A 24,668-nucleotide genomic window follows, 5' to 3' on the forward strand; every position below is an offset into this window, starting at 1 on the left:
ATTGTTTGTTTCGCAATTAACAACATGCCGACCCATGCAGGTCTTTTCAATCATATCATCCTGATTTTCTTATCTATTTCGTGGGGATCCCTCAGCCTTTGCTCCCTGTTGCTGCCCGCCTGTGTCGGGGCTGAATGTTGACTTACATCCACCAGGCCAGCGCCAGACCCGCCACCATCGAGGCAACCATCGGCAAGGCGACGTGCGTGCCGAGCGAGCGACTACCCAGGGCGATGGCCAGCCCCGACTTGAAGACGTTGTTGACCGCGGCGGCGATGACGATGCCCAGCACCGCGGTGGAGGGGGAGATGCGCTCCAGCGACATGCGGGACAGTGACAGCGTGATGGCGTCGACGTCGGCCACCCCCGAGGAGGCCGCCAGCAGGTAGATGCCGGCCTCGCCCAGGGCGCCGCGCAGCCATTCGCCGAGCAGCATGATCACCGCCAGCAGGCCACCGAACAGCAGCGCCGTGCGCAGTTCCAGAGGGTTCTGGATCGGGGTCGGGCTGTCGACTCTCAGGGCCTGGCGGTGATGGCGCCAGAGGTACAGCGCCGGCAGATAGAGCAGCATTCCCATCACCGTGACCGGCAGCAGCAGCGCCGGCAGCAGGCTCGGGTTGATCACCGCGGCATAAAGCAGGATGCGCGGGAACATGGTGCCGCAGGCGAGCAGGATGCCAGCGGCCAGCATCGCTTCGACCTCTCGGCTGTGACGCGACATTCGCGCGAAATGCAGGGTCAGCGCCGTAGAAGAGGAGAGCCCGGCGAATAGCCCGGTGAAGAGGATGCCCTTCTCGGCGCCGCCCAGGCGCACGGCGAAGTAGCCGACGAAACTGATCGAGGCGATCAGCACCACCATCCACCAGATCTCGTAGGGGTTGAGCACCTCGCCGGGGCCCATGCCGCGGTCGGGGAGCAGTGGCAGCATCACCACGGTGATCAGCAGCAGCTTGAGGCCGGCATCGAGCTCGTGGGCCTGCAGCTTGTTCAGCAGGCCGTGGATCTCGCGTTTGTTGTCGAGGATCACTGCAGTGACCACTGCCCCGGCGGCGGCCAGGGTCAGGTCGATCGCCACCGCCACCGCGCCGAAGCAGAAGGTCAGCAGCAGGCCCACCAGGCCGGTGATGCTGTAGTCATGCTGATCGGCAAACTTGGCCCGCCAGGCGACGAGGCTGATGCCGGCCACCGTCACGAACACCAGCGGGAAGGCCCAGTCGCTGACGGCCTCCGAGAGCAGCGCGGCGATGCCGCCGAGCAGCCCGACCAGCGAATGGGTGCGGACCCCGGCGATGCGCTCGCCGGCCTGCTGCTCACGGGCGACCCAGCCGCGCTCGATGCCGATCAGCGCCCCCAGCAGCAAGGCCACGCCCAGGCGGATGGCGGATTCATTGGCAGTGAGGAACTGACTGGCGACGTCGTCCATGGGCAGGCCTTCCTGGCATCATGCGGTGGTTGGTAAATGCTCTCATGGTGGCCCGCGCCGACGTTTGCTTCAATGGACACGTATGGGGAAGCGTGTCGCCAATACGGCGGGCGCATTCCTGTCGGCGAGCCGATATACTGGTCCTCTTGATTTAACGCAAGGATTATCTGTGACATGAAGGATGCGTCGCCCCCGCCGACGAGGGGTCATCCGAGAACCGATATCGGCGCATGTGGCGTCGTGCCATCGCCCTCTACCTGCTCGCCCTGCTGGCGATAGTGCTGCTGTTCGCCGGCATCCTGCTGGATCAGTACTGTTATGAGCTTGAGATGGGTCGGGAGCGCGCCAGCGCGCGGGCCGACCTGGTGACCGAATGGGTAACCGGTACCTTCGAGGTCAGCGAGCACACGCTCTCCAGCCTGGTGCAGGTGTTTCAGTCGCCTCTCGGCCAGGCATTGCTGGCACGCCGCGAAAATGATGCGGCCCTCGAGGCGCTTCTTTATCAACATAGTCATCGCCAGTATAGCCATCGCTATGCCTTGATTGATGACATCAGTATCGTCAGTGCCGGCGGGAGGCTGCGAGCCTCTGACAACCCGGCATTTCCACAGGGTTTCGATATCACCGACCTGCCCCATTTCCAGGCCTTCGAGCAGGATGCCGAGCGCCAGGAGTGGGTGTCCCCGCTCTACTGGTCGGCCGTTAGCCAGGCGTTCCATTTGGTGCATGCTCGGCGTCTGGTCGGGCCGGAGGGCGAGTTCCGGGGCCTGGCCGTGCTCAGGCTCAATCCCGACGTTTTCGGCGAGGTCCTCGAGCGACTGGACATGACCCGTGGCGAGAGCATCGCCCTTCTCGATACCCAGATGCGGCTGATTACCCGGCGGCCGGCCTTCGACGAGAGGGGCGCCATGGGCGTGCTGGGCACCCCGGTCAGCGAGCCGCTGACCCGCGCCTTCCTCGACAGCGGCGAGGCGTCGACGACCCTGCGCACCGCCTCGCCGCTGGACGGCAGCGAGCGCCTCTACGCCATGCAGCGGGTCGAAGGACTGCCGCTGCTGGTGGTGGTCGGCGAAAAGCTCGAGGTGCTGCTCGCCGGCTGGTGGCAGCGGTTCTGGCTGCTCGGTGGCGTCTTCCTGGTGATAGCGGTGCTGGGCGGATGGCTGCTGCGTCATTACCTTGGTCGCTTGCGGCTGGAGGACGAGTTGCGGATCGCTGCCACCGTCTTTGAGACCCATGTTGGCATGCTGATCACCGATGCCCAGGCCAGGATCCTCAAGGTCAACGGAACCTTCACTCGCATCACCGGCTATACCGAGGCCGAGGTGCTGGGACGCAATCCCCGCCTGCTCAGTTCTGGACACCACGACGAGACCTTCTATCGCCACCTCTGGGAGAGCGTGCGGGAAAAGGGCAGCTGGCAGGGTGAGATATGGAACCGCCGCAAGAACGGCGAAGTATTTCCCGAGTGGCAGACCATCAGCGCGGTGCATAACGAGGCGGGCGAGCTGACCCACTATGTGGCCACCTTCAGTGATATCACTCAGCGCAAGGCTGCCGAAGCGGAGATCCACCAGCTCGCCTTCTACGATCCCCTGACCGGGTTGCCCAATCGCCGGCTGATGCTGGACCGTCTGGAGGGCGCGCTCAAGGACAGCGATCGCAGCGTCCAGTTCGGCGCGCTGCTAGCTCTCGACCTGGACAACTTCAAACAGGTCAACGATACCCTGGGGCACCATGCAGGCGACAAGCTGCTGCTGGAGATCGCGAGTCGGCTGGATGGGGTACTGCGCGCCACCGATACCCTGGCACGGCTGGGCGGTGATGAATTCGCCGTGCTGCTGCACGAGCTGGGGCGTGATGCACCGCAGGTGGCAGTCGTTGCCGAGCATATCGCCCGCAAGCTGCTCGGGGTGCTCCAGGCGCCGATCGACGGCCTGGCGGGGAGCTCGGTGACGATGACCGGCAGCATCGGCATCACGCTCTACCGCGATCACGCCACGCCCTTCGATGAGATTCTCCAGCAGGCCGATATGGCCCTCTTCCAGGCCAAGCGGGCAGGGGGTGACACCCTGCGCTTCTTCGACCCGGCCATGCAGACCCAGCTACATTGGCGAGCCCAGCTCGAGGCGGACCTGCGCCAGGCATTGCCTCGCGATGAGCTCCTGCTCCACTACCAGCCCCAGGTGGGCGATGACGGCAGGATGACCGGCGTCGAGGCGCTACTGCGCTGGCAGCACCCGGCGCGGGGCCTGGTTTCCCCTGGCGAGTTCATCCCGTTGGCCGAGGAGAACCGGCTGATCGTGCCCATCGGTGCCTGGGTGCTGGAAACAGCCTGTCGACAGCTGGTGGCCTGGGCCAACGACCCGATCACCGCCGAGCTGACGATCTCGGTCAACGTGAGCCCCGAGCAGTTCCGCGAAGCCGGGTTTGCCGATCGGCTGCTGACCATCCTGACGCGCACCGGGGCGCTGGCTGAGCGCCTCAAGCTCGAGGTAACCGAGAGCCTGTTCGTCCACGACCGCGACGAGGCTCGCGAGACCATGCTATTGCTCAAGGCGCACGGTGTGAGCTTCGCGCTGGATGATTTCGGCACCGGCTACTCCTCGCTCTCCTACCTCAAGCGTTTGCCGCTGGACCAGCTCAAGATCGACCAGTCCTTCGTGCATGATCTGCTGGAGGACAAGGCGAGTGCGGCTATCGTTGCCACGACCATTACGCTCGCCAAGAGCCTGCACCTGCAGGTGATCGCCGAGGGGGTGGAGACCGAGGCCCAGCGGGCTTGGCTGATGGCGCACGGCTGCCACGCCTTTCAGGGATATCTCTTCAGCCGCCCGGTGCCGCTGGAGGCGCTGGCGTTCGATGCCTGAAACGAGGGTTCAGGCGTCGTGGTGAGGGGGCTTTGCGAGGGTTCTTGGTGATTGTCGCTTACGCTAGCACGGCTGTGGCGTGCCGGCAGGACTTGCCAGGCAGGGGGAAGTGTCGAATACTGTTTATATATACAGTATTGAAGGGAGAGGCCCATGCTGTCACCGCTGTCCACCACCGCCCGGGTGATCGGCCGTGCCGTGCCATTCCCCGGCGAGATGACCCAGCCGTTGATGGGCTGCCGGGTGCGGGCGGGTTTCCCGAGCCCGGCCGATGACCACCTGGACGTGGAGATCGACCTGCACGCCCATGTAGTGCGTCGCCCGGCCGCTACCTACTTCGTGCGCGCCGAGGGCGATTCCATGCTCGGCGACGGCATCCACGACGGCGACCTGCTGGTGGTGGACCGCAGCCTGGAGCCGCTACCTGGGCGGGTGGTGGTGATCGCCGTGGATGGCGAGCCCACCGTGAAGCGCCTGGCGCGCCGCGGCGGGCAGACCTTCCTGATGGCCAGCAACCCGCGCTTCGCGCCGATCCCCCTGGCGGGCCGCGAATGCGAGGTGTGGGGCGTGGTCACCCATGTGCTTCATGCCCTGCCGGGGGGCGAACCGTGATCGCCCTGGTCGACTGCAACAACTTCTATGTCAGCTGCGAGCGGGTCTTCGATCCGCGCCTGGAGGGACGGCCGGTGGGTGTGCTCTCCAACAACGATGGCTGCGTGGTGGCGCGCTCCAACGAGCTCAAGGCGCTGGGGGTGGCGATGGGCGCACCGATGCACCTGCTGCCGCCGGCCATCCGCCGGCAGGCGGTGCTGCTCTCCAGCAACTATGCGCTCTATGGCGACATGAGCCGCCGGGTCAACTTAATCCTCGAGGCGTTCTCGCCGGACGTGGAGGTCTACTCCATCGACGAGAGCTTCGTGGGCTTCTCGGGCTTCGCGGTCGATGGCCGGGAGGCGCATGCCCAGCGGCTGCGCGAGACGGTGCGCCGCGACACCGGCATCCCGGTCTGCGTGGGGCTGGCGCCGACCCGGGTGCTGGCCAAGGTGGCCAACCACCTGGCCAAGAAGCAGGCGGCCTACCAGGGCGTCTGCCTGCTCGAGGCCGATGCGCCCGCCACCCGCGCGCGGCTCGAACGGCTGCCGGTGAGCGAGTTGTGGGGCGTGGCGCGTCGCAGCGCCGAGCGGCTGGCGCTGATGGAGATTCACACCGCCTGGCAGCTGCGCCAGGCCGATCCCAAGCAGGTCCGTCGCCATTTCTCGGTGGTGCTGGAGCGCATCGTCTGGGAGTTGCGCGGCCGTCCGGCGATCCGGCTCGATGACCTCCATGAGCCGCGCCAGCGCATCATGGTCTCGCGCTCCTTCGGGCGCCTGACCGGCGCCTTCCCGGACTTGCAGGAGGCCGTGCGCCAGCACGCCGCCCGGGCCGCCGAGAAGCTGCGCGACCAGGGCAGTCAGGCCCGGGCACTGATGGTCTTCGTGCGCAGCAACCCGCACCTGGCCGGCGAGCGCCAGTACCGTAACAGCGTGGTGGTGCCGTTGCCGGCCCCCAGCGACGACAGCCGCGAGCTGCTTGCGGCCGCCGCCCGGGGGCTCGCGGCGATCTTCCTTGCGGGCGTGCGCTACCAGAAGTGTGGGGTGATGCTGCTCGACCTGGTGGAGGCCGATCGCCGCCAGCTCTCGTTGCTGGCGCCATGCAGCGAGGCGGCGCGCGGGCGCAGCCAGCGGCTGATGGCGACGGTCGACCGGCTCAACCGCGAGATGGGCCGCGATACCGTGCGCTTCGGCCTGCCACGCCAGGGCAGTGCCTGGGCACTGCGCTGCGAGCGACGCACGTCGCGCTACACCACCCGCTGGGACGAGTTGATGCGGGTCAAGATACGCTGAGAACGTACCCGAAGCCTGGAGGATGCGTAATTCCCGCGGCGGGGTGATTGGCTACACGGGCTCGCACCGGCGCTGGGCGAGAAACGCAGCGTCGGATGAGGATGATGCGCACTCGCCTGAGATGCTGGTGCTCCCGTAAGATGGACGCTCCCTTCTGGGGTTTCCTTCGCGAATGCCCGGATGGATAGCTCGCAAATCACAGGGAAGCTACGTGGAAATTCTGTTTACTGGCATTCTGCTGACGGCCGGCCTGCTGGTTGGCACGCTGGGCAGCCGTTACCTGAGGGTCCCCCGGGTGGTCGGTTACATCCTGCTGGGCATGCTGTTCGCCCCGAACCTGCTCGGCGGCTGGCTGGGCATCACCGACACCGAGTGGACCCAGCCGCTGGTTTCAGCGGCGCTCGGTGTCATCGCCTACGTGATCGGCGGGGCGATCAGCTTCGCTCAGCTACGTCGCCTGGGCTGTAGTATCGTCGGGGCTACGCTGGGAGAGGTGTCCGGTGCTTTTCTGGCTGTTCTGGCAGCTGTCCTGCTGCTCGGCATCACGGTGGCGGACATTCCGCTGTGGTCGTTCGCGCTGGTGCTGGCGGCCGTGGCGCCGGCGACGGCACCGGCAGCCATCGTCGCCGTCGTTCATCAGTATCGCGCCAGTGGCCTTCTGACCACCACCCTGTTGGGTATGGTCGCGATTGACGACGCGCTAGGCATTTTCATTTTCGCCCTGGTGATGGCCGTGGTCGGTAGTGGAACGCTGGAAAGCGCCTTGGGAACGGTGATCTGGGAGATCGGTGTGGCGCTGCTGGTGGGAGGCGCCGGCGGTTATCTGGTCGAACGCCTGTCCCGGCTGAGCCACGAGCAGAGCCTGTTGCTCCCGTTGCTGCTCGGCGCGATTCTGCTCATGGTCGGGATGGCTGAACGGGCAGGGTTCTCGGCTCTGTTGGCGGCGATGGTCATGGGTTTCACCGTGCGCTGGTTCTGCGGGCCGCAGGCCGAACGGCTGTTTCAGCCGGTGGAGGATCTCGAAGAGACGGTTTTCGTGCTGTTCTTCACCTTTGCCGGGCTGCATTTCAATCCTGAGGCGATTGCCGCGTACTGGCCGTTGATGCTGGTCTACTTTTTCGCCCGTGCCGTCGGCCTTTTCATCGGTGGCGGTAGCGGGGCGAGGTTGGCGGGCGCGCCTCGCTCGGTCTGGTCGAACGTGGGGTTCGGTCTGTTTCCCCAGGGGGGTGTGGCTATCGGCCTGGCGCTACTCTTGCTGCACCAGCCCGGATTCGAACAGGCCGGGGAGGTGATCGTCACGCTGATTGCAACGACGACACTGTTCACCGAGGCCGTCGGCGCGATCTCCGTACGTTACGGCTTGCGTCGGGCGGGTGAACTGGGCGTCGAGCAGGCAGGAGGAGAGGCCGAATGAGAATTTCCGATTGGCTGGAACGCTATCCGGTGCGCGGGGTGACCATCGCGCGCGATGCCTCGCTGGAAGAGGCCGCACGGGCCATGCTGGCTTCCCCGGAATGCCGGGACGTCTACGTGACTGACGACGAGCAGCGCGTGATCGGGCACCTCGGGTTCCGACGGCTGGCCGGGGTGCTTCTTGCATCCCACCGGCCCACTCAGAGCCGACGCCAGATGCTTGACCGGGTGGCCCGAGGACCGGTGCATGAGTTCATGGACCGGCGCTTCGTCGCTGCCCACCGCGAGGACAGTATTCACCAGGTGCTTCACCGGCACATGGAGCGTCGGGTCGAGGATATCCCCGTGGTCGACGACGACCAGCGGTTGCTGGGCGTGATCCGCCTGCGGGATCTGGTCGAGGTCTCACTGGCGGAGTGACGGGCTGCGCAGGCGCCACGCCCACGGCGAGCGTCACCTGCTGGTTGATGGTGGCTTCACCGCTGGCAAGTTGTGACTCGCTAGCCGGAGCCGGCACCAGGGGTCGAGCGGGACGACCGGCACGGCGGCTCAGGTCACCCGGTCCCTGGGCACCTGCCGCAGGTGGCTGGCGGTCTGTCCCCCGGGCAGGGCGGCGATGGCATCGGCCGCCGCCAGCAGCCGTGGCAGGTTGATGCCGCTGTAGACCTGCCCCCCGTTGAAGGCATAGACGAGGTCCTCCGTGGCGGTGTTGCCGGTGGCGCCAGGGGCGAAGGGGCAGCCGCCCAGCCCGGCGCAGGCGGCGTCCACCGTGGTGGCGCCGTGGTGGATGGCGAATAGCGCATTGGCCACCCCCATGCCGTAGGTGTCGTGGCCATGGAAGGCCCAGCTCAGCCGCGGCCCCTGGTGGCGCGCGACCAGCTGGCGGAAATGCTCGGCCACCTGATAGGGCGTGGCGCGCCCGGTGGTATCGCACAGCGCGACCTCCAGGTGGAGCTCGCCGCACAGGTCACGGGCCCGGGAGAGCACATCATCGACCTGATGCCAGGCGATGGTGCCCTCGTAGGGGCAGTCGAAGCTGGTGCCCAGGTCGAGGCGCAGGCAGGCATTGTCCTCCTGCTCGATCAGCGCGACGAGGCGAGCGAGTTCCTCGAGCGACTGGGCCACGCTGCGCCGCACATTGCCCTGGTTGTGAGATTCGGAGACCGAGACCACGAAGACCAGTTCGCGGATGCCGCTGGCCAGTGCCAGCTCGGCGCCCCTGAGATTGGGCACCAGCGCCGAGAAGCGCATCGCGCTGCGGTCGGCGAAGGCGGCGACCAGTTCCCCGGTATCGGCCATCTGCGGGATGGCCCGGGGGCTGACGAAGGAGCCAATCTCCATGCGCGTGACGCCGGCATCGATCAGCAGTTGAATGCAGCGGATCTTGTCCTCGGTGGGTAGCGGCTCGCGGATCGACTGGAAGCCGTCGCGAGGGGCGACCTCGACGATGTCCACCTGCGCGGGGGGAGAGAGCAGGTTCATCAAACCTCCTTGTGGCTCAGCCAGTTGATGACGCCCCCGGCGGAGAGGATCTCGCGCTGGCGGGGGCTGAGTTCATGGGTCAGGGTCAGCGCCTCGCCACCGTCGAGGGTGGCCACGACCTCGCAGCCCGCCGCGAGCTGGTCTCGCCACTCATCAATACGCAACCTCTGCCCCTGGTGCAGGCGTGCCCGATCGCTGGGGTCGACGAAGGTCAGCGGTAGCACGCCGAAGCAGGGCAGGTTCTGCCAGTGGATGCGGGCGATGCTCTCGGCGATCACCAGCTGCAAGCCCAACAGGCGCGGCACCAGGGCGGCATTCTCGCGACTCGAGCCCTGGCCGTAGTTGGCGCCGCCGACGATGGCGTGGCCGGCGTCGCCCTGCGCACGGGCCCGGCTGACATAGTCGGGATCAATGGCCTCGAAGACATGCTCCGCCGAAGCATGGACATTGCTCCACAACGGCAGTACATGGGCCCCGGCGGGCATGATGTCGTCGGTGGAGATGTTGTCGCCCACGGTGAGCAGCACCGGGATCTCCAGGGTCTCCGGCAGCGGCGCGATCAGCGGCAGCGGCGGGGTGTTGTCGGTGGCCAGCAGTTCGACCCGGCGCGCCTTGTCGGCGGGGAGCGGTGGCTCGAACCAGTCGTCATTGACGCGCATCTCGGCGGGCTCGCGGGGCCGTGGGCAGGGCATATCGAGATCTCGCGGGTCGCTGATCACCCCGTACAGCGCCGAGGCGGCGGCCGTCTCGGGGCTGCACAGGAAGACGCTGTCCTCGCGAGTCCCGGAGCGCCCGGGGAAGTTGCGCGGCACGGTGCGCAGGCTGTTGCGTCCGGCGGCCGGTGCCTGGCCCATGCCGATACAACCGTTACAGCCGGGCTGATGGAGGCGCGCCCCGGCGGCGATCAGCGTTCCCAGGTGTCCCTCGTCGATCAGCGCGGTGAGGATCCGGCGGGTCGAGGGGTTGATATCCAGCGACACGTTGCCGGCCACGTTGCGGCCCTTGACGATCTCGGCCACCACGGCGATATCGCGGTAGCCGGGGTTGCCCGAGGAGCCGATGTAGGCCTGGTAGAGCGGTTCGCCGACCACCTCGGTCACCGGCACCACCTTGTCGGGGCTCGAGGGCAGGGCGATCAGTGGCTCGAGCCGCGACAGGTCGACCACCTCCTCGCGATCAAAGCGACAGCCCGGCTCGGCGGCCAGCGCCACCCAATCGGCCTCGCGGCCGCGCGAGCGCAGGAAGTCGCGGGTCACCTCGTCGCTGGGGAAGACGCTGGAGGTCGCCCCCATCTCGGTGCCCATGTTGGCCAGCACATGGCGGTCCATGGCATCGAGCGAGGCCAGTCCAGGGCCGTGGTACTCGAGGATGCAGTTCTTGGCGCCGGCCACGCCGTGGCGGCGCAGCAACTCGAGGATCACGTCCTTGGCGCTCACCCAGTCGGGCAGCTCGCCTTCCAGGCGCACGCCGATGATCTCGGGCATCGGCAGGTAGAGCGGCTCGCCGGCCATGGCCATGGCGACCTCGATGCCGCCGGCACCGACGGCCAGCATGCCCAGCGCGCCTGCCGCGGGGGTATGGCTATCGCAGCCCACCAGGCTCTGGCCCGGCACGCCGAAGCGCTCCATATGCACCGGATGGCTGATGCCGTTGCCCGGGCCGCTGTACCAGACGCCAAGGCGCTCGCAGGCGCTCTTCAGGAAGAGGTGGGCGTCGGCGTTGATGTTGTCCTGCTGGAGCAGGGTGTGGTCGATGTACTGCACGCTTGTCGCGGTCTGTACCCGCTCCAGGCCCATGGCGTCGAGCTCGAGCATCACCAGGGTGCCGAGGATGTCCTGCAGCAGTGCCTGGTCCATGCGCAGGGCGATCTCCTGGCCGGGGACCATCTCGCCGCCTATCAGGTGTTCACGAATCAGCTTTTGGCTCAGGGTGTCAGCCATGGATGGCGTCCTCCTCGTGGTGGTCTCGCACCAGCCTTGGCACACTGGCCAGGGCATCGATCAGGAACTGCAGCCCCAGGGCGGCGAAGCCGATCGGCAGCAGCGCATAGGGGTAGGCCATGGGGGTGCCCAGCGAACTGGAGACCCGTTCGCCGTACTCCAGCGCCTGCAGGGCCATGATGGCCCCGCGCCACACCAGGATGGTGCAGAAGACAACACCCAGCAGGCCGGTGGCCAGGTCGATCGCTGCCCTAACGCGTGGTGACAACTTATCCTTGAAGAAGGTGATGCGGATGTGGGCATCGTGGCGCTGGGCCTCCGCGGCGCCGATCACTGCCAGGTAGACCAGCAGGAAGGAGTTGATCTCCAGGCTCCAGCTGGTCGGGGCCGCGAAGGCGTAGCGCATGATGGCGTCGTAGCAGATCGACACCATCATGAACATCAACACCGCCATCGACGTCCAGCGCAGGACGGCCAGCAGGCCGTCCCAGCCACGTAGGGCCGTCATGGTCATGGCGCTCTCCTTCAGGCCTCGCCCAGGGCCAGCGCGATGGCGCGACGGCCGACCTCTTCACCGACCTCGCCCTTCCAGTGATCCCAGACGTCCTGGACACCGGCATTGAAGGTCGCGATCTCCTCCTCGGTGGGCTCGATGATCTCCACCCCGGCCGCCTTGACCTGGGGCCAGTACTCGTTGGGGTAGATGTCATTGTTGCAGTGCTCGACGAAGTTGGCGTCGTACCACTCGGCGGCCTGCTGCAGCACGGCTCGGACGTCGTCGTCGAGGTTGTCCCAGGTGTCGCGCAGCATAAAGGGCGCCACCGAGAAGGCGGTTACCGGCAGCTTGTAGCAATACGTCAGCTGCTCCTGGAGGCTGCGGCCGATGATCGTGGAGATATTGAAGACGCCCGCGTCCACGGTGCCGCGCTGCAGCGCCATGTAGGTCTCCGAGGAGGGAATGCGGGTCGCGCCCACGTTGTAGGATTCGAAGGCCTGGGTGGCTTCGAAGCCGACGATGCGCACCTTCTTGCCGCGGACTTCCTCGAGGCGGCGGATCGGGCTCGCCGCGGTGCTCCACAGGTACTCCGGCTCGAGGATGCCGCCGCCGGATGTCAACAAGTAGAGGTTCTCCTTGGCCAGTACCTCGTTGATCAGCTCCATCAACGGGCTACCCAGGCGCAGGCGCTCTGGGTGGCGGTAGAGCTCGCCGGCTACCCCGGGCAGGCCGGTCACCCCAAGGATCGGGATCGAGCGGGTCACATAGGAGAAGGTATGGAACATGAAGTCGATGCTGCGTGAGCGCAGCGCCGGCAGCTGTTCATCCACCTTCAGCAGCTGGCCGGAGTCGTAGAAATCCAACGAGAGGGCATCACCCCCGTTCTCCTTGAGCATCTCCACGAAGCGGTTGGAACCGTAGGTCAGCGCCTTGTAGGAGTTAGGCAGATAGGTGACGCCGGTGAGCGTGGTGGCGGCGTGACTATATGGCGCCAGCAGGCTCTGGCTGCCGAACAGGGTGGCACCGGCGGTGGCGAAGGTGCCGTACTTGAGGACTTGGCGACGGGACAGCGTCATGGTGTATCTCCTGCTTGTTGTTGTGCGGATCATGCAAAGACGACCCCGGGAACATTTCACTTCACTTGCTTCGACACGTCGGGACTACATCAGTCCCGGCAACCACAGACTGATGCCGGGAAAAAGCACGAATAGCATCAGCACGAGGAACTGCACGGCGACGAAGGGCAGGGCGCTGCTGATGATCTCCTCCACCGAGAGTTCAGGACAGACCCCGCGCAGGGCATACAGATTGAGCCCTACCGGTGGGGTGATCACGGCGATCTCCAGGTTGAGCACCATGACGATGCCGAACCACAGCGGGTCATAGCCCAGGGCAGTGACCAGCGGCAGCAGTACCGGGGTGGTCACCACGATCAGCGACACGGCATCGACGATCATGCCGAGCAGGATCAGCATCAGCATTACCGCCACCAGGATCGCCCAGCCGGGCAGACCGGTAGCGGTGAGCGCCTCGGTGAGCAACTGCGGGACGCGCACCATGTTCAGATAGTCGCCGAAGATCTTGGCGCAGCCGATGATCAACAGGATGGCGCCGCTGATGCGGGCGGTGGTGGCCAGTATCTCCAGGAACTTCTTCCACGAGAGGCTGCGAAATATCACGGTGGCGATCAGGAAAGCGCCAGCGGCGCCGATGCCCGCCGCCTCGCTGGGGGTCGCCAGGCCCGAGTAGATGGAGCCGAGCACCGCCACCACCAGCAGGGCGGCGTGCCAGATGTTGGCCAGGCTCGACCAGCGCTGCCCCCAGGTGAAGCGCTCCTCGCTGGCCGGGGCCTCCGCCGGGTTCAGGCTCACCCGGATGTAGATGAACAGCGACAGCGCCAGTGCCAGCACGATGCCACCGATGAACAGATCCGCCACTGAGACGCTGGAGACCGCGCCGTAGATGATGAAGGGCACGCTGGGCGGGATCAGCATCGCCAGCGCGCCGGCACTGACCACCGAGCCTGCTGCCAGCGAGCGGCTGTAGCCGCGCTCCAGCATCTGAGGCACGGCGATGGAGCCCACGGCGGCGACGCCGGCGAGGCTCACCCCGGAGACGGCGCCGAACATCGCCGAGGCCCCCACCGAGGAGATTGCCAGGCTGCCGCGCAGCCAGTTGAACCAGCGCACCGCGGCGGTGAACAGGCTCGAGCCCACCGGGGTGGCGCCCAGGAAGTTGCCCATCAGGATGAACAGCGGCAGGGCGATCAGCTCGAAGGCATTGAGTTGGCCGAACAGTGACGAAGGCGCGAAGAAGAACGCCAGCGAGCCACGGGCCATGTAGAGCCCGAGCAGGCCGGAGAGGCCCAGGGCCAGGAAGATCGGGAAGCCGATGGCGATCAGTGCGACCAGCGCGATCAGGACGATGACAGGATCCATGCGGCCTCCTTCAGATCACGCCATCAGCGCGCAGCGCGTCGAGGGCCTCCGGCGCCAGACCCAGCCAGTCGGTCAGGACCTGCTCGGTGTGCTCACCGAGTGCCGGCCCCACGTCGTGGACGCGTCCCGGCGTGTCGGAGAGCCGCGGAAAGACGTTCTGCATGGGCAGCGGACGACCGTGATGGTCGGGCACCTCGATGATCGACTCGCGAGCCTGGAAGTGTGGGTCGTCGAGCATGTCCGGGACGCGGTAGACGAGCCCCGCCGGTACGCCGGCCTCGGCCAGGATGTCGACCACCTGCTGGGCGTCGTGCTCGCGCGTCCAGGCGGCCACCAGGTCATCGATGGCGGCTTGATGCTCGCCGCGGGCGCGGTGAGTGGCGAAGTTGGGGTGATCGGCGAGGCCTGGCTGGCCCATCGCCTCGCAGAGGCGGCGGAACACCGTGTCCTGGTTGGCGCCGATGATCACGTCGCGGCCGTCGCGGGCCGGGTAGGCATTCGAAGGGGCGATCCCCGGCAGGAAGCTGCCGCTGCGCTCACGTATTTTGCCGGCACGGGCATACTCGGGGATCAGGTTCTCCATCATCGCCAGCACCGACTCGAAGATGGAGCTGTCGACCACCTGGCCCCGGCCGGTGCGGTGGCGCTGCTGCAGCGCCATCATGGTTCCCAGAGCAGCATGCAGGCCGGCCAGGGTGTCGCCCAGCGAGATGCCCACGCGAACCGGCGGGCGGTCGGGGTAGCCGCTGAGGTAGCGAAGCCCACCCATGGCCTCGCACACCGAGGCAAAGCCGGCGCGCGAGGCGTAGGGGCCATCCTGGCCGAAGCCGGTGACGCGCACCATCACCAGGCCGGGGTTGTGCCGCGAGAGCTCATCGTAGCCGAGCCCCCAGCGCTCCATGGTGCCGGGGCGGAAGTTCTCGATAACCACGTCGGCCTGGCTGGCCAGCTCGCGCAGCAGCGCCTGCCCACGCGGTTGGCGCAGATCCAGCGTCAACGACTGCTTGTTGCGGCCGATGATGTTCCACCATAGCGGTTCGCCGGTGTCGGGGTCGGGCTCGCCCCATTGACGCATGGCATCACCTTTGCCGGGCGGCTCGACCTTGATCACCTGCGCACCGAAGTCGGCCAGCACCTGGCCGCAGTAGGGCCCGGCAATCAGCTGGCCGAGCTCGAGAACCTTGATGTCATCGAGGGGCGTCGGGGGGTGGGTGCCTGGCTGTTGCATTGTTGTTGTGGTGCCTCTCTGGTGGTCAGTCTTTGTCAGTCAAGGCCCCGGCCTGGGCAGGGGCGGCAGGGTGGACATGCAGGGCCTGGGCCGCCAACAGATGGGCGCGCATTACGTTTTCGGCCCATGCGGGACTTCCCGCGGTGATCGCTTCGATGATCTCGCGGTGATGGCGCATGCTGCGTCGCAAGTTGGCCAGGTCGTAGTTGCCGAAGTTGCGACGGATCACCGAGGTGCGCACCACGCTCTCCAGCACGCTGGCCAGTCGCTGGTTGTCGCTGGCCAGGATCAGCTCGCGATGAAAGTCATGGTTGAGGAAGGCGATTTCGTTGCGTCCATCGGGTTCCGTTTCGATGTGCTCGGTGAGTACCTCCATGCGCGAGGCGAGCTTGTAAAGGCGAGCCAGGACACTCGCCTCGATGCGTTCGCAGGCCAGGCGCACCGCCATCGGCTCCAGTACCAGGCGCAGCTCGAAGACCTCGCGGGCGTCCTTGTCAGTCCAGGCGGCCACGCGGGCCCCGTGGTGGGGGATCGCCTCGAGCCAGCCTTCCGACACCAGCTCGCGCAGGGCCTCGCGGACCGGCGTGCGGCTCACCGCAAGCTCGCGGGCAATGCTGGCCTCGCGGATGTATTCATGGGCCCGGTAGTGGCCATCGAGAACCCGCTGCTTGATCACGTCGTGAACCTCGGCGGTGGCGGTGCGGGCGACGGGCGGCATGGGAAGGCTGGCGATTCGGCTCATCATAACCCCACATGTTGTATGCAATTCTGACTATAGGTATCAATCAGTGGGGTAAGTTACTAGACATTAGTCTAAGATTGCATGCAACTTGAGTCGGATAGGACTTGCTGACCGGTGGTGCGGTATCCTCTCGCGTCTGTTCTACCGCGTTTTGCAGAGGTACATACCTACGACGCCTATACTGGAACGCTGCTGGATGCCCTGATCGATTTTCTGCGCAAGGCCGGTTGCACCGTCATCATCCTGACCGCAACCCTGGCGCGGGAGCGGCGGCAGGAAATACTGGGGATCGAGGCCGGCGAAGAGCACTACCCGCTGATCACCGCCTGCCCGGCAGACAGCGATGCTGTCGAGATTACGCTGCCGGCGCCTGCCACGAAATCGGTAGCCGTGACCCTGGTGGATAGGGATAAAGCGGCAGTCGAGGAGGCCCTGGCCAGGGCGGAAGCGGGGCAGCAGATCCTGTGGATCGAGAATACCGTGGCTGAGGCCCAGGAGCGCTTCCGGGTCCTGGCGACGAGATCGGTGGAGCTGGGTCTCGAGGCAGGGCTGCTGCACTCCCGCTTTACCCCTCAGGATCGCTCGGCCCGCGAAGAGATCTGGGTGACCCTCTACGGCAACAACGCGTGGGAGGGGCGCACCAGCACTGGACGGCTCCTGGTGGGAACCCAGGTGCTGTAGCAGTCGGTCTTCCCCACGCCCGTGGGGGTGTTTCTCCGCAATCCGGTCGTGGCGGGCACTCGCAGGAGCGTCGGGAGGAGCGGCTGGTGTCGCCCTATGCCCAGGACAAGCGGATTTCCTATGGCTGCATCAATGTGCCGAAAACATTCTATACAACCCTGGTAAGCTCAGCCTTCAAACACTCGAATGGCATCGTCTATGTGCTGCCCGAAACCTGCTCGAATCATTGTAGTGGCATAGTGAATCTGGTCACCTGATATCGGGCAGGTAGCAGGGCGACGTGCCCCACCTGCCGGCCTTTTGCTGAAACCTCGCCGGCAACTTCCTGACGACTGGAACCTATTTGGAACCTAGAAGGCGGGTAACGAAAAAAGGCCACCGGCATGAATCGCCAAGTAGCCGTTCTTTCTGTGTTTTTGGTGCCGCAAAGCGGAGTCGAACCGCTGACCTACGCATTACGAATGCGTTGCTCTACCAGCTGAGCTATTGCGGCGCTGGGGGCATGGTAGCGTCGCGTTCGGCCCAATGCCAGAGTTCAGCGGCGCAGCCGTGTCAACCCTTCCTGGGCGCTGGAGGCGACCAGCCGGCCCTGGCGGTCGTAGATGCTGCCGCGGGCGAAGCCGCGTGCCCCGCCGGCCCAGGGGCTGTCCATGTCGTAGAGCAGCCAGTCGTCGACCCTGAGGTCAGCGTGGAACCAGAGCGCATGGTCAAGGCTGGCAAGCTGCAGCCGCGGATCGCGAAAGTCAATGCCGTGGGGCATCAGGGCAGTGATCAGCAGGTTGAAGTCGGAGCTGTAGGCGAGCAGGTTGCGATGCAGTGCCTGGTCATCGGGTAACTCGCCGACCAGCCGGAACCAGAACCGCTTGCGAGCCGGTCGGCCGAGCTCGACCGTCTCATCGACCTGCAGGAACTCGATGGGGTGGCCGGGGAAGCGCACTAGGCGAGCGTCGCCCTCCGCCAGCGTCTCGGGTGGGGCGACCTCGGGCATGGCGGGCTGGTGGGCGATGCTCTGCTCCGTACCGTGGAAGGAGGCGCTGCAGAAGAAGATCGGCCGCCCCTTCTGGATGGCGGTGACCCGGCGGGTGGTGAAGCTGCCTCCATCGCGTACGGCGTCGACCTGGTAGACCACCGGGCGATGCGGGTCCCCGGGGCGCAGGAAGTAGCCGTGCAGGGAGTGGCTCTTGCGCGCCGGGTCGACGGTCTGGCTGGCTGCCGAGAGCGACTGGCCCAGTACCTGGCCACCGAAGAGTTGCGGCAGGCCAAGATCCTGGCTATGGCCGCGGAACAGGTGCTCTTCCAGGGGCTCCAGGCAGATCAGCTCCACCAGCGCGTTCAGGGCGTCGGGCTTCATTGTTTTCCTCCATGATGATGGTGTGCAGCGAGGCCAGCGATATCATACGATCGTCTGACTGAATGCTATTCAGTCTACGGGAGTTCACGACAGTGCGCAGCGATGAGTTCTACATGCACCGGGCGCTGGATCAGGCCAGACTCGGGCTTTCCGCCGGCGAGGTGCCGGTAGGCGCGGTGGTGGTCGATGCCACGGGCGAGCTCGTCGGTGCCGGTTTCAATGCCCCGCTCGGCGAGCACGATCCCAGTGCCCATGCCGAGATCCGCGCGCTGCGCGATGCCGGCCGGCGGCTCGGCAACTACCGGCTGGACGGCTGTACCCTCTACGTGACCCTGGAACCCTGCCTGATGTGTGCCGGGGCGATCATCCATGCCCGTTTGGCGAGGTTGGTGTATGGCGCCGCCGAGCCGCGCAGTGGCATGGCCGAGTCGAAGGCCAACCTCTTCGCCCAGCCCTGGTTCCATCACCGGGTCTCGGTGGAGGGCGGGGTGCTGGCCGCCCGCGCCGCCCGTCTGCTGCGCGAGTTTTTCGCTGCGCGCCGTGATGACCTCGACCACGGCGCGGGTGGCCGAGATTAGAGGATGGGCGGGATCTGCTCGAAGAGCGCGCTTTCGTCTTCGTCGGGCTGGCGGGCATTGAGTTCGTGAAACTGCTCCTGGCTGCGGTCCAGGTAGGCCAGGATCTCGTAGTAGCGACGGATGTTGCGCACATAGATCACCGGCTCGCCGCCGCGGGCATAGCCATGGCGGGTCTGGCTGTGCCATTCGCGCTCCTGAAGCAGCGGCAGGGCCTTGCGCACGTCGCGCCATAGGTCCGGGTCGTCGCCGCGCTGCTCGGCAATCTTGCGGGCGTCATACAGGTGGCCAAGGCCGACGTTGTAGGCGGCCATGGCCATGAACAGGCGGTCGTCGCCGGTGATCGACTCCGGCAGGCGCTCTTCGATGCTGCGCAGGTAGCGGGCCCCGCCATGGATGCTCTGGGCGGGGTCGAGGCGGTTGTCGACGCCGACGTCGCTGGCGGTGGCGTTGGTCAGCATCATCAGCCCGCGTACGCCGGTAGGGGAGGTGGCACGGGGCTCCCAGTGGGACTCCTGGTAGCCAATGGCGGCCAGCAGTTTCCAGTCGAAGCCGGTATTGCGGGCCGCCTCGCGAAACAGTTCGGTGTAGCGCAGCAGGCGCTTGCGAGCGTGGGCGATGAAGGTGCGGGCGCCGACGTATTCCAGATAGTCGTCGTGGCCGAAGTAGCGGGCCACCAGGGCGTCGAGTTCGCCATCGCGGCGCAGCTTGTCGAGAAAACGGTTGGCGGCATCAATCAGCCCCAGGCCTCGCCCAGCGGGGAAGGCCCAGGCCAGGGAGAGCGGTGTACCGAGTGGGAAGCCATCTTCGACCTCGGGGAAGAATAGCCGGTTGAGACGGAACTGGTGCTCGAAGATCACCGCCGCATCCAGAGTGCCGCGGGTCACCTGGCCAAGCAGCTCGGCGACTTCCAGCTGGCTGGATTCCTTCCAGGTGAGCCCGGGATGTTCTTCCTGCAGCTTGCGCAGCACCTGGTCGGTGCCCGAGCCGCGCAGGGTGCCGATCTCCAGCCCCTCCAGCTCAGCGATCGTCTCCGGCGGCGGCAGGCCACGGCGATAGACCAGCAGCGGCTGCAGCAGCATGATCGGTCGGCTGAAGATCAGGCCGTCCAGCGTCGGGTCCAGGGGCAGGGCAGCGGCACCTAGGTCGCCTTCCTTGCGCACGGCGTCCAGCACGCCCTGGATGCGATGATCGGCATCCAGGGTCAGGCTGACCCCCAAGTGGTCGGCGAAGCGTCGTATCAGCTCGTACTCGAAGCCGGTAGGTCCCTGGCGCCCTTCATAGTAGGTGGTGGGGGTGTTGCGGGTATGCACGCTGAGGAAATCGCGCGCTTGTATCTCTTTGAGGTGCGGGCCCTCGGGGATACCGGAACGCCCGGTCAACAGCGCCAGCAGGAGAGCACTGCACAGCAGGGCGGCCAGGCGCCACTGGCGCCGGGTAGGGTCAGTCGGGAGTGCGAGCATGGAAGCGATAGGCGGCAATCGGACCGCTCACCTTAACCAGCCCGTGGGCGGCTGTCACCTGCACCGATTTCGCCTGTCCTGCGCTTTCCCGTATCATGTGGCTCGTTGCCGCCGGCCGCGGCCCCGAATTCTCCCTGTCTTTAGAGGCTTCAGGATATGCTCGAACTGCGAGGCGCGCCCGCCCTATCCGCTTTCCGCCACGCCAAGCTACTGGACGCCCTGCGCGCATCCGTTCCCGAGGTCGAGTCCCTGCATGCCGACCATGTCCACTTCGTCGACCATGACGGCGACCTGGACAACGACGAGCGGCGCCTGCTGGAGCAGCTGCTCGACTACGGCGCCGAGCGACAGGCCGAAGACGCCGCGCCAGCGCACGGGACACGCGCCGAAGGGCAACTCTTTCTGGTGGTGCCACGCATCGGCACCCAGTCGCCCTGGTCTTCCAAGGCCACTGATATCGCTCGCAACTGCGGGCTGACCAGGGTACGGCGCATCGAGCGCGGCGTCGCCTACCGGGTGAGGCTCAGGGGCGCCCTCTCCGAGACCGCCTTCGAGCAGCTCCGGGCCGCCCTGCACGATCGCATGACCGAGAGCGTGCTGGCCGACGCCTCCGACGCTGCCAAGCTCTTCGCCCACCACGCGCCGGCGCCGCTGGGCAGTGTCGATGTGCTCGAGGGGGGCCGCGAGGCGCTGGTCACCGCCAACCTCGAGCTGGGGCTGGCGCTGGCCGAGGATGAGATCGACTACCTGGTCGAGGCCTTCCGCAATCTGGGCCGCAATCCCACGGATGTCGAGCTGATGATGTTCGCCCAGGCCAACTCCGAGCACTGCCGCCACAAGATCTTCAATGCCGATTGGCTGATCGATGGCGAACCGCAAAGCCATTCGCTGTTCGGGATGATCAAGCACACTCATGACCAGTCGCCTGACGACATTCTCTCGGCCTATTGCGACAATGCCGCGGTGATTCGCGGCAGCCAGGCCCCGCGCTTCTTCCCCGCCACGCTTACCGGCAAGGAGGGCGAGCGCGCTGTCTATGACAGCGTGGAAGAGCCGATCCAGCTCCTGATGAAGGTGGAAACCCACAATCACCCGACCGCCATCGCGCCGCACCCCGGAGCGGCGACCGGCGCTGGCGGCGAGATTCGCGACGAGGGCGCCACCGGCATCGGCGGCAAGCCCAAGGCAGGACTGACCGGCTTCACCGTCTCCAACCTACGTATTCCCGACTTCGTGCAGCCCTGGGAGGCCTTCGATTACGGCAAGCCCGAGCGCATTCAGTCGGCGCTTGCGATCATGCTCGAGGGGCCCATCGGCGGGGCCGCCTTCAACAACGAGTTCGGTCGCCCGAACCTTGCCGGGGTCTTTCGCACCTACGAGCAAGACGTCCTGGGGCGTGATGGCATCGAGCGCCGGGGTTATCACAAGCCGATCATGCTCGCCGGTGGTTACGGCAATATTCGTGACGCTCATGTCCAGAAGGGCGAGATCCCGGTGGGCGGCAAGCTGATCGTGATGGGGGGGCCGGCGATGCTGATCGGCCTGGGCGGCGGCGCGGCCTCCTCCATGGCCTCCGGGGCCTCCAGCGCCGACCTGGACTTCGCCTCGGTGCAGCGCGGCAACCCGGAGATGGAGCGCCGCGCCCAGGAGGTGATCGACCGCTGCTGGGCGCTGGGTCGCGAGAACCCGATACGCTTCATTCACGACGTCGGCGCCGGGGGCCTCTCCAACGCCCTGCCGGAGCTGGTCAAGGATGGCCAGCGCGGTGGCCGGTTCGAGCTGCGTGCGGTGCCCAACGCCGAGCCGGGCATGAGCCCGCTGGAGATCTGGTGCAACGAGGCCCAGGAGCGCTACGTGCTGGCGGTGGCGCCGGAGGACCTCGCCACCTTTGAGGCGCTGTGTGAGCGCGAGCGCTGCCCCTATGCGGTGGTGGGCGAGGCCATTGATGCCCACCACCTGTCGGTGACCGATGGCCATTTTGAGAGCCAGCCGGTCGACCTGCCGATGAGTGTGCTGTTCGGTAAGCCGCCGAAGATGCAGCGCGAGTTCACGCGCCAGGCCAAGACGCTCTCCGGGGTGATGCTCGACAACCTCGACCTGCGCGAGGCCATGGACCGCGTGCTGCGCCTGCCCGCCGTGGCCTCCAAGAGCTTTCTGATCACCATCGGCGACCGCTCCATTACCGGCCAGGTGGCCCGCGACCAGATGGTCGGCCCCTGGCAGGTGCCGGTGGCCGACGTCGCCGTGACCACGGCGAGCTTCGACACCCATGCCGGCGAGGCCATGGCCATGGGCGAGCGTCCGCCGGTGGCGCTGATCGACCCGACCGCCAGCGCCCGCCTGGCGGTGGCCGAGGCCATCACCAACTTGGCCGCCGCGCCCATCGACAAGCTCGGCGACATCAAGCTCTCCGCCAACTGGATGAGCGCCGCTGACCACCCGGGCGAGAACCAGGCGCTATATGACGCCGTGCATGCCGTGGGCATGGAGCTCTGCCCGGCACTGGGCATCGCCATCCCGGTGGGCAAGGACTCGATGTCCATGCGCACTGCCTGGCAGGCGGCGAGTGGCGCGGATGACGAGCCGCTCGAGGAGAAGAGCGTCACCTCGCCGCTATCGCTCTGCGTGACCGGCTTTGCCCCGGTCAGCGACGCCATGCGCACCCTGACCCCGCAGATCAATCTGGAGCAGGATGAGTCCGACTTGTTGCTAATCGACCTGGGCGGCGGCCGCAATCGCCTGGGGGGCTCGGCGCTGGCCCAGGTCTACGGCCAGGTGGGCGACGAGTGTGCTGATCTGGACGATCCCGAGGACCTCAAGGCGTTTTTCGCGGTAATCCAAGGGCTCAACGCCGAGGGCATGCTGCTGGCCTACCATGACCGCAGCGACGGCGGCCTGCTGGTGACGCTGCTGGAGATGGCCTTCGCCGCCCATGCGGGCCTCGAGATCAAGCTCGACTGGCTGATCGACGAGCCCGTCGATGCCTTCAATGCACTGTTCGCCGAGGAGCTCGGGGCGGTGATACAGGTGAACCGCCAGCACACCGAAGCGGTGCTGGCCCAGTTCGCCGCCGCCGGCATCGAGACCTGCGGCGTCATCGCCCGGCCGCGCTACGACGACCAGGTGCGTGTGACCCTCTTCGAGGAGCCGCTGCTGGAGACCACTCGGCTACTCGCCCAGCGTACCTGGGCCGAGACCAGCTACCGCCTGCAGGCCCTGCGTGACAATCCCGAGTGTGCCAAGAGCGAGTTCGACGGCCTGCTCGATGGTCGCGACCCTGGGCTCTCCGCCCAGCCCAGCTTCGATATCGACGAGGATATCGCGGCGCCCTATCTTGAGGCATCTCAGGTCCAGGCACCCCAGGTCAACACGGCACGCCCGGCGGTGGCGGTGCTGCGCGAGCAGGGGGTCAACGGCCAGCTGGAGATGGCCTGGGCCTTCGACCGGGCCGGCTTCGAGGCGGTGGACGTGCATATGAGCGATATCCTCGAGGGGCGGGTGTCGCTGGAGGCGTTCAAGGGCCTGGTGGCCTGCGGCGGCTTCTCCTACGGTGACGTGCTGGGCGCCGGCGGCGGCTGGGCCAAGTCGGTGCTGTTCAATTCCCGTGCCCGGGAGCAGTTCGCGGCCTTCTTCGCGCGCGACGAGAGCTTCTCGCTGGGGGTATGCAACGGCTGCCAGATGCTCGCTCAGCTCAAGGAGCTGATCCCCGGGGCCGAGGCCTGGCCGCGCTTCGTGCGCAACGAGTCCGAGCAGTTCGAGGCTCGCGTCTCCATGGTCCAGGTGGAGGAGAGCCCGTCGGTCCTGTTGGCCGGCATGGAAGGCTCACGTCTGCCCATCGCCGTGGCCCATGGCGAGGGGCGCGCCGAGTTCCGCGACAGTGCCCATCTGCGCGGCATTCAGGGCAGCGGCCAGATCGCCCTGCGCTTTTTGGACAACCATGGCCAGGTAACCACTCGCTACCCGGCCAACCCCAATGGCTCGCCGTCGGGCATCACTGGCCTGACTACCCCCGATGGCCGGGTCACCATCATGATGCCGCACCCCGAGCGGGTGGTGCGCGCGGTGACCCATTCCTGGCGGCCCGCCGAGTGGACCCGCGACGGCGCCTGGATGCGCCTGTTCCGCAACGCGCGTGTCTGGCTGGGCTGACCCCAGGGGGCTTGCCTCGTCCTTCTATCTTGTCACCGCCGACACGCTGACGCCCGGGCACCAGTCCCGGGCGTCAGCGTGCTGGGTGGGACAGGCAGGGGTCAGGAGCGGCTGTCGTCGGTGGCGTCCGCTTGCCTGAGATGTGCCTCGAGATCCTCGATGACATGGCGGAACTGAGCCTGGAAGTGATCGAAGCGTCCGAAGTCATGGCCGCACTCGTCGCAATACACGTGATACTGATCCTCTCGTCCCGGTGGGAGGCGCTTCGACCGGCTACCGCAATTGGGGCACTCGGGACTGGTATTCATCTTCATGCAGGTTTCTCCTTCATTTTGATCAAGGCGATGGACGCTGTTCGCCGTGCGTAATCCTTCACTAGGTAGCATGGCACTCAGCATGCAAGTCAAGGGTTGCGCATGAGCTGTGGCGTCGAATCCGCCCTTGGCAGTGGCAAATTGCGGGGGATCGCCGAGCGTCTGCGAATGTTGGCCCGAATAGGATACCAGTGACTGAGGGTGATTGACCGCCTGGTCATTA

20 protein-coding genes and 1 tRNA gene are annotated in these 24,668 nt (G+C 66.4%); 9 read left to right on the plus strand and 12 right to left on the minus strand.

Annotated elements, in window-relative coordinates; all coding sequences use genetic code 11:
• Positions 1-142: 142 nt before the first annotated feature.
• Complete coding sequence (locus tag DFO68_RS06275) at positions 143-1,423, minus strand: MgtC/SapB family protein (protein ID WP_133482828.1); 1,281 nt, start codon at positions 1,421-1,423, stop codon at positions 143-145.
• Positions 1,424-1,653: 230 nt separating this feature from the next.
• Here DFO68_RS06275 and DFO68_RS06280 point away from each other — a divergent pair, with 230 nt between their 5' ends.
• The 5 genes from DFO68_RS06280 to DFO68_RS06300 all read left to right on the plus strand — a co-directional run bounded on the left by DFO68_RS06280 (position 1,654) and on the right by DFO68_RS06300 (position 8,006).
• On the plus strand, positions 1,654-4,290 hold the full coding sequence (locus DFO68_RS06280) for a bifunctional diguanylate cyclase/phosphodiesterase (RefSeq protein WP_133482829.1): 2,637 nt from the start codon (positions 1,654-1,656) through the stop codon (positions 4,288-4,290).
• Between the two features lie 153 nt (positions 4,291-4,443).
• Positions 4,444-4,902, plus strand: a complete 459-nt coding sequence (locus tag DFO68_RS06285) for a LexA family protein (protein WP_133482830.1) — start codon at positions 4,444-4,446, stop codon at positions 4,900-4,902.
• A complete protein-coding gene (locus tag DFO68_RS06290) occupies positions 4,899-6,173 on the plus strand; it encodes a Y-family DNA polymerase (protein ID WP_133482831.1) in 1,275 nt (424 codons plus the stop codon). Before DFO68_RS06285 ends, DFO68_RS06290 begins: the two co-directional genes overlap by 4 nt.
• A gap of 211 nt (positions 6,174-6,384) precedes the next feature.
• Positions 6,385-7,587: a cation:proton antiporter gene (locus DFO68_RS06295; RefSeq protein ID WP_166637536.1), complete on the plus strand. Its 1,203-nt coding sequence runs from the start codon at positions 6,385-6,387 to the stop codon at positions 7,585-7,587.
• Positions 7,584-8,006, plus strand: coding sequence for a CBS domain-containing protein (locus DFO68_RS06300; protein WP_133482833.1), 423 nt, complete (start codon positions 7,584-7,586; stop codon positions 8,004-8,006). The genes DFO68_RS06295 and DFO68_RS06300 overlap by 4 nt, the downstream gene beginning before the upstream one ends.
• Before the next feature lie 129 nt (positions 8,007-8,135).
• On the opposite strand, the gene DFO68_RS06305 is transcribed toward DFO68_RS06300, so the two are convergent.
• The 7 genes from DFO68_RS06305 to DFO68_RS06335 form a co-directional block, all read right to left on the minus strand.
• Positions 8,136-9,068, minus strand: coding sequence for a hydroxymethylglutaryl-CoA lyase (locus tag DFO68_RS06305; RefSeq protein ID WP_133482834.1), 933 nt, complete (start codon positions 9,066-9,068; stop codon positions 8,136-8,138).
• Complete coding sequence (locus tag DFO68_RS06310) at positions 9,068-11,008, minus strand: aconitate hydratase (RefSeq protein WP_133482835.1); 1,941 nt, start codon at positions 11,006-11,008, stop codon at positions 9,068-9,070. Before DFO68_RS06310 ends, DFO68_RS06305 begins: the two co-directional genes overlap by 1 nt.
• Complete coding sequence (locus tag DFO68_RS06315; protein ID WP_133482836.1) at positions 11,001-11,522, minus strand: TRAP transporter small permease subunit; 522 nt, start codon at positions 11,520-11,522, stop codon at positions 11,001-11,003. The genes DFO68_RS06310 and DFO68_RS06315 overlap by 8 nt, the downstream gene beginning before the upstream one ends.
• A gap of 11 nt (positions 11,523-11,533) precedes the next feature.
• Positions 11,534-12,580 carry a TRAP transporter substrate-binding protein gene (locus DFO68_RS06320; protein WP_133482837.1) on the minus strand — a complete coding sequence of 349 codons (1,047 nt, stop codon included), beginning with the start codon at positions 12,578-12,580 and terminating at the stop codon, positions 11,534-11,536.
• 84 nt (positions 12,581-12,664) lie between these two features.
• Positions 12,665-13,942, minus strand: coding sequence for a TRAP transporter large permease (locus DFO68_RS06325; protein WP_133482838.1), 1,278 nt, complete (start codon positions 13,940-13,942; stop codon positions 12,665-12,667).
• A 10-nt stretch (positions 13,943-13,952) separates the two neighbouring features.
• A complete protein-coding gene (locus DFO68_RS06330; protein ID WP_133482839.1) occupies positions 13,953-15,170 on the minus strand; it encodes a CaiB/BaiF CoA transferase family protein in 1,218 nt (405 codons plus the stop codon).
• Positions 15,171-15,195: 25 nt separating this feature from the next.
• On the minus strand, positions 15,196-15,912 hold the full coding sequence (locus DFO68_RS06335) for a GntR family transcriptional regulator (RefSeq protein WP_243726444.1): 717 nt from the start codon (positions 15,910-15,912) through the stop codon (positions 15,196-15,198).
• 117 nt (positions 15,913-16,029) lie between these two features.
• On the opposite strand from DFO68_RS06335, the gene DFO68_RS06340 reads away from it, so the two are divergent.
• On the plus strand, positions 16,030-16,593 hold the full coding sequence (locus DFO68_RS06340; protein WP_133482840.1) for a hypothetical protein: 564 nt from the start codon (positions 16,030-16,032) through the stop codon (positions 16,591-16,593).
• 86 nt (positions 16,594-16,679) lie between these two features.
• Positions 16,680-16,850, plus strand: a complete 171-nt coding sequence (locus DFO68_RS15475) for a hypothetical protein (protein WP_166637537.1) — start codon at positions 16,680-16,682, stop codon at positions 16,848-16,850.
• A 160-nt stretch (positions 16,851-17,010) separates the two neighbouring features.
• Here the strand turns inward: DFO68_RS15475 and DFO68_RS06345 are convergent.
• A tRNA-Thr gene (locus tag DFO68_RS06345) sits at positions 17,011-17,086 on the minus strand.
• 42 nt (positions 17,087-17,128) lie between these two features.
• Positions 17,129-17,944 (minus strand): acyl-CoA thioesterase, encoded by an 816-nt coding sequence (locus tag DFO68_RS06350; RefSeq protein WP_133482841.1) that lies wholly within the window; start codon positions 17,942-17,944, stop codon positions 17,129-17,131.
• A 92-nt stretch (positions 17,945-18,036) separates the two neighbouring features.
• Here DFO68_RS06350 and tadA point away from each other — a divergent pair, with 92 nt between their 5' ends.
• Complete coding sequence (gene tadA, locus DFO68_RS06355) at positions 18,037-18,522, plus strand: tRNA adenosine(34) deaminase TadA (protein ID WP_133482842.1); 486 nt, start codon at positions 18,037-18,039, stop codon at positions 18,520-18,522.
• Here tadA and mltF read toward each other — a convergent pair.
• On the minus strand, positions 18,519-19,982 hold the full coding sequence (gene mltF, locus DFO68_RS06360; RefSeq protein WP_133482843.1) for a membrane-bound lytic murein transglycosylase MltF: 1,464 nt from the start codon (positions 19,980-19,982) through the stop codon (positions 18,519-18,521). The genes tadA and mltF overlap by 4 nt on opposite strands.
• 156 nt (positions 19,983-20,138) lie before the next feature.
• Between mltF and purL the strand changes: the two genes are divergently transcribed.
• A complete protein-coding gene (gene purL / locus DFO68_RS06365) occupies positions 20,139-24,131 on the plus strand; it encodes a phosphoribosylformylglycinamidine synthase (RefSeq protein WP_133482844.1) in 3,993 nt (1,330 codons plus the stop codon).
• A 101-nt stretch (positions 24,132-24,232) separates the two neighbouring features.
• On the opposite strand, the gene DFO68_RS06370 is transcribed toward purL, so the two are convergent.
• Positions 24,233-24,445, minus strand: a complete 213-nt coding sequence (locus DFO68_RS06370) for a zinc ribbon domain-containing protein (RefSeq protein ID WP_133482845.1) — start codon at positions 24,443-24,445, stop codon at positions 24,233-24,235.
• Positions 24,446-24,668: the final 223 nt, after the last annotated feature.

This window comes from Halomonas ventosae, assembly GCF_004361885.1.
Classification (GTDB): Bacteria; Pseudomonadota; Gammaproteobacteria; order Pseudomonadales; family Halomonadaceae; genus Halomonas; species Halomonas ventosae_C.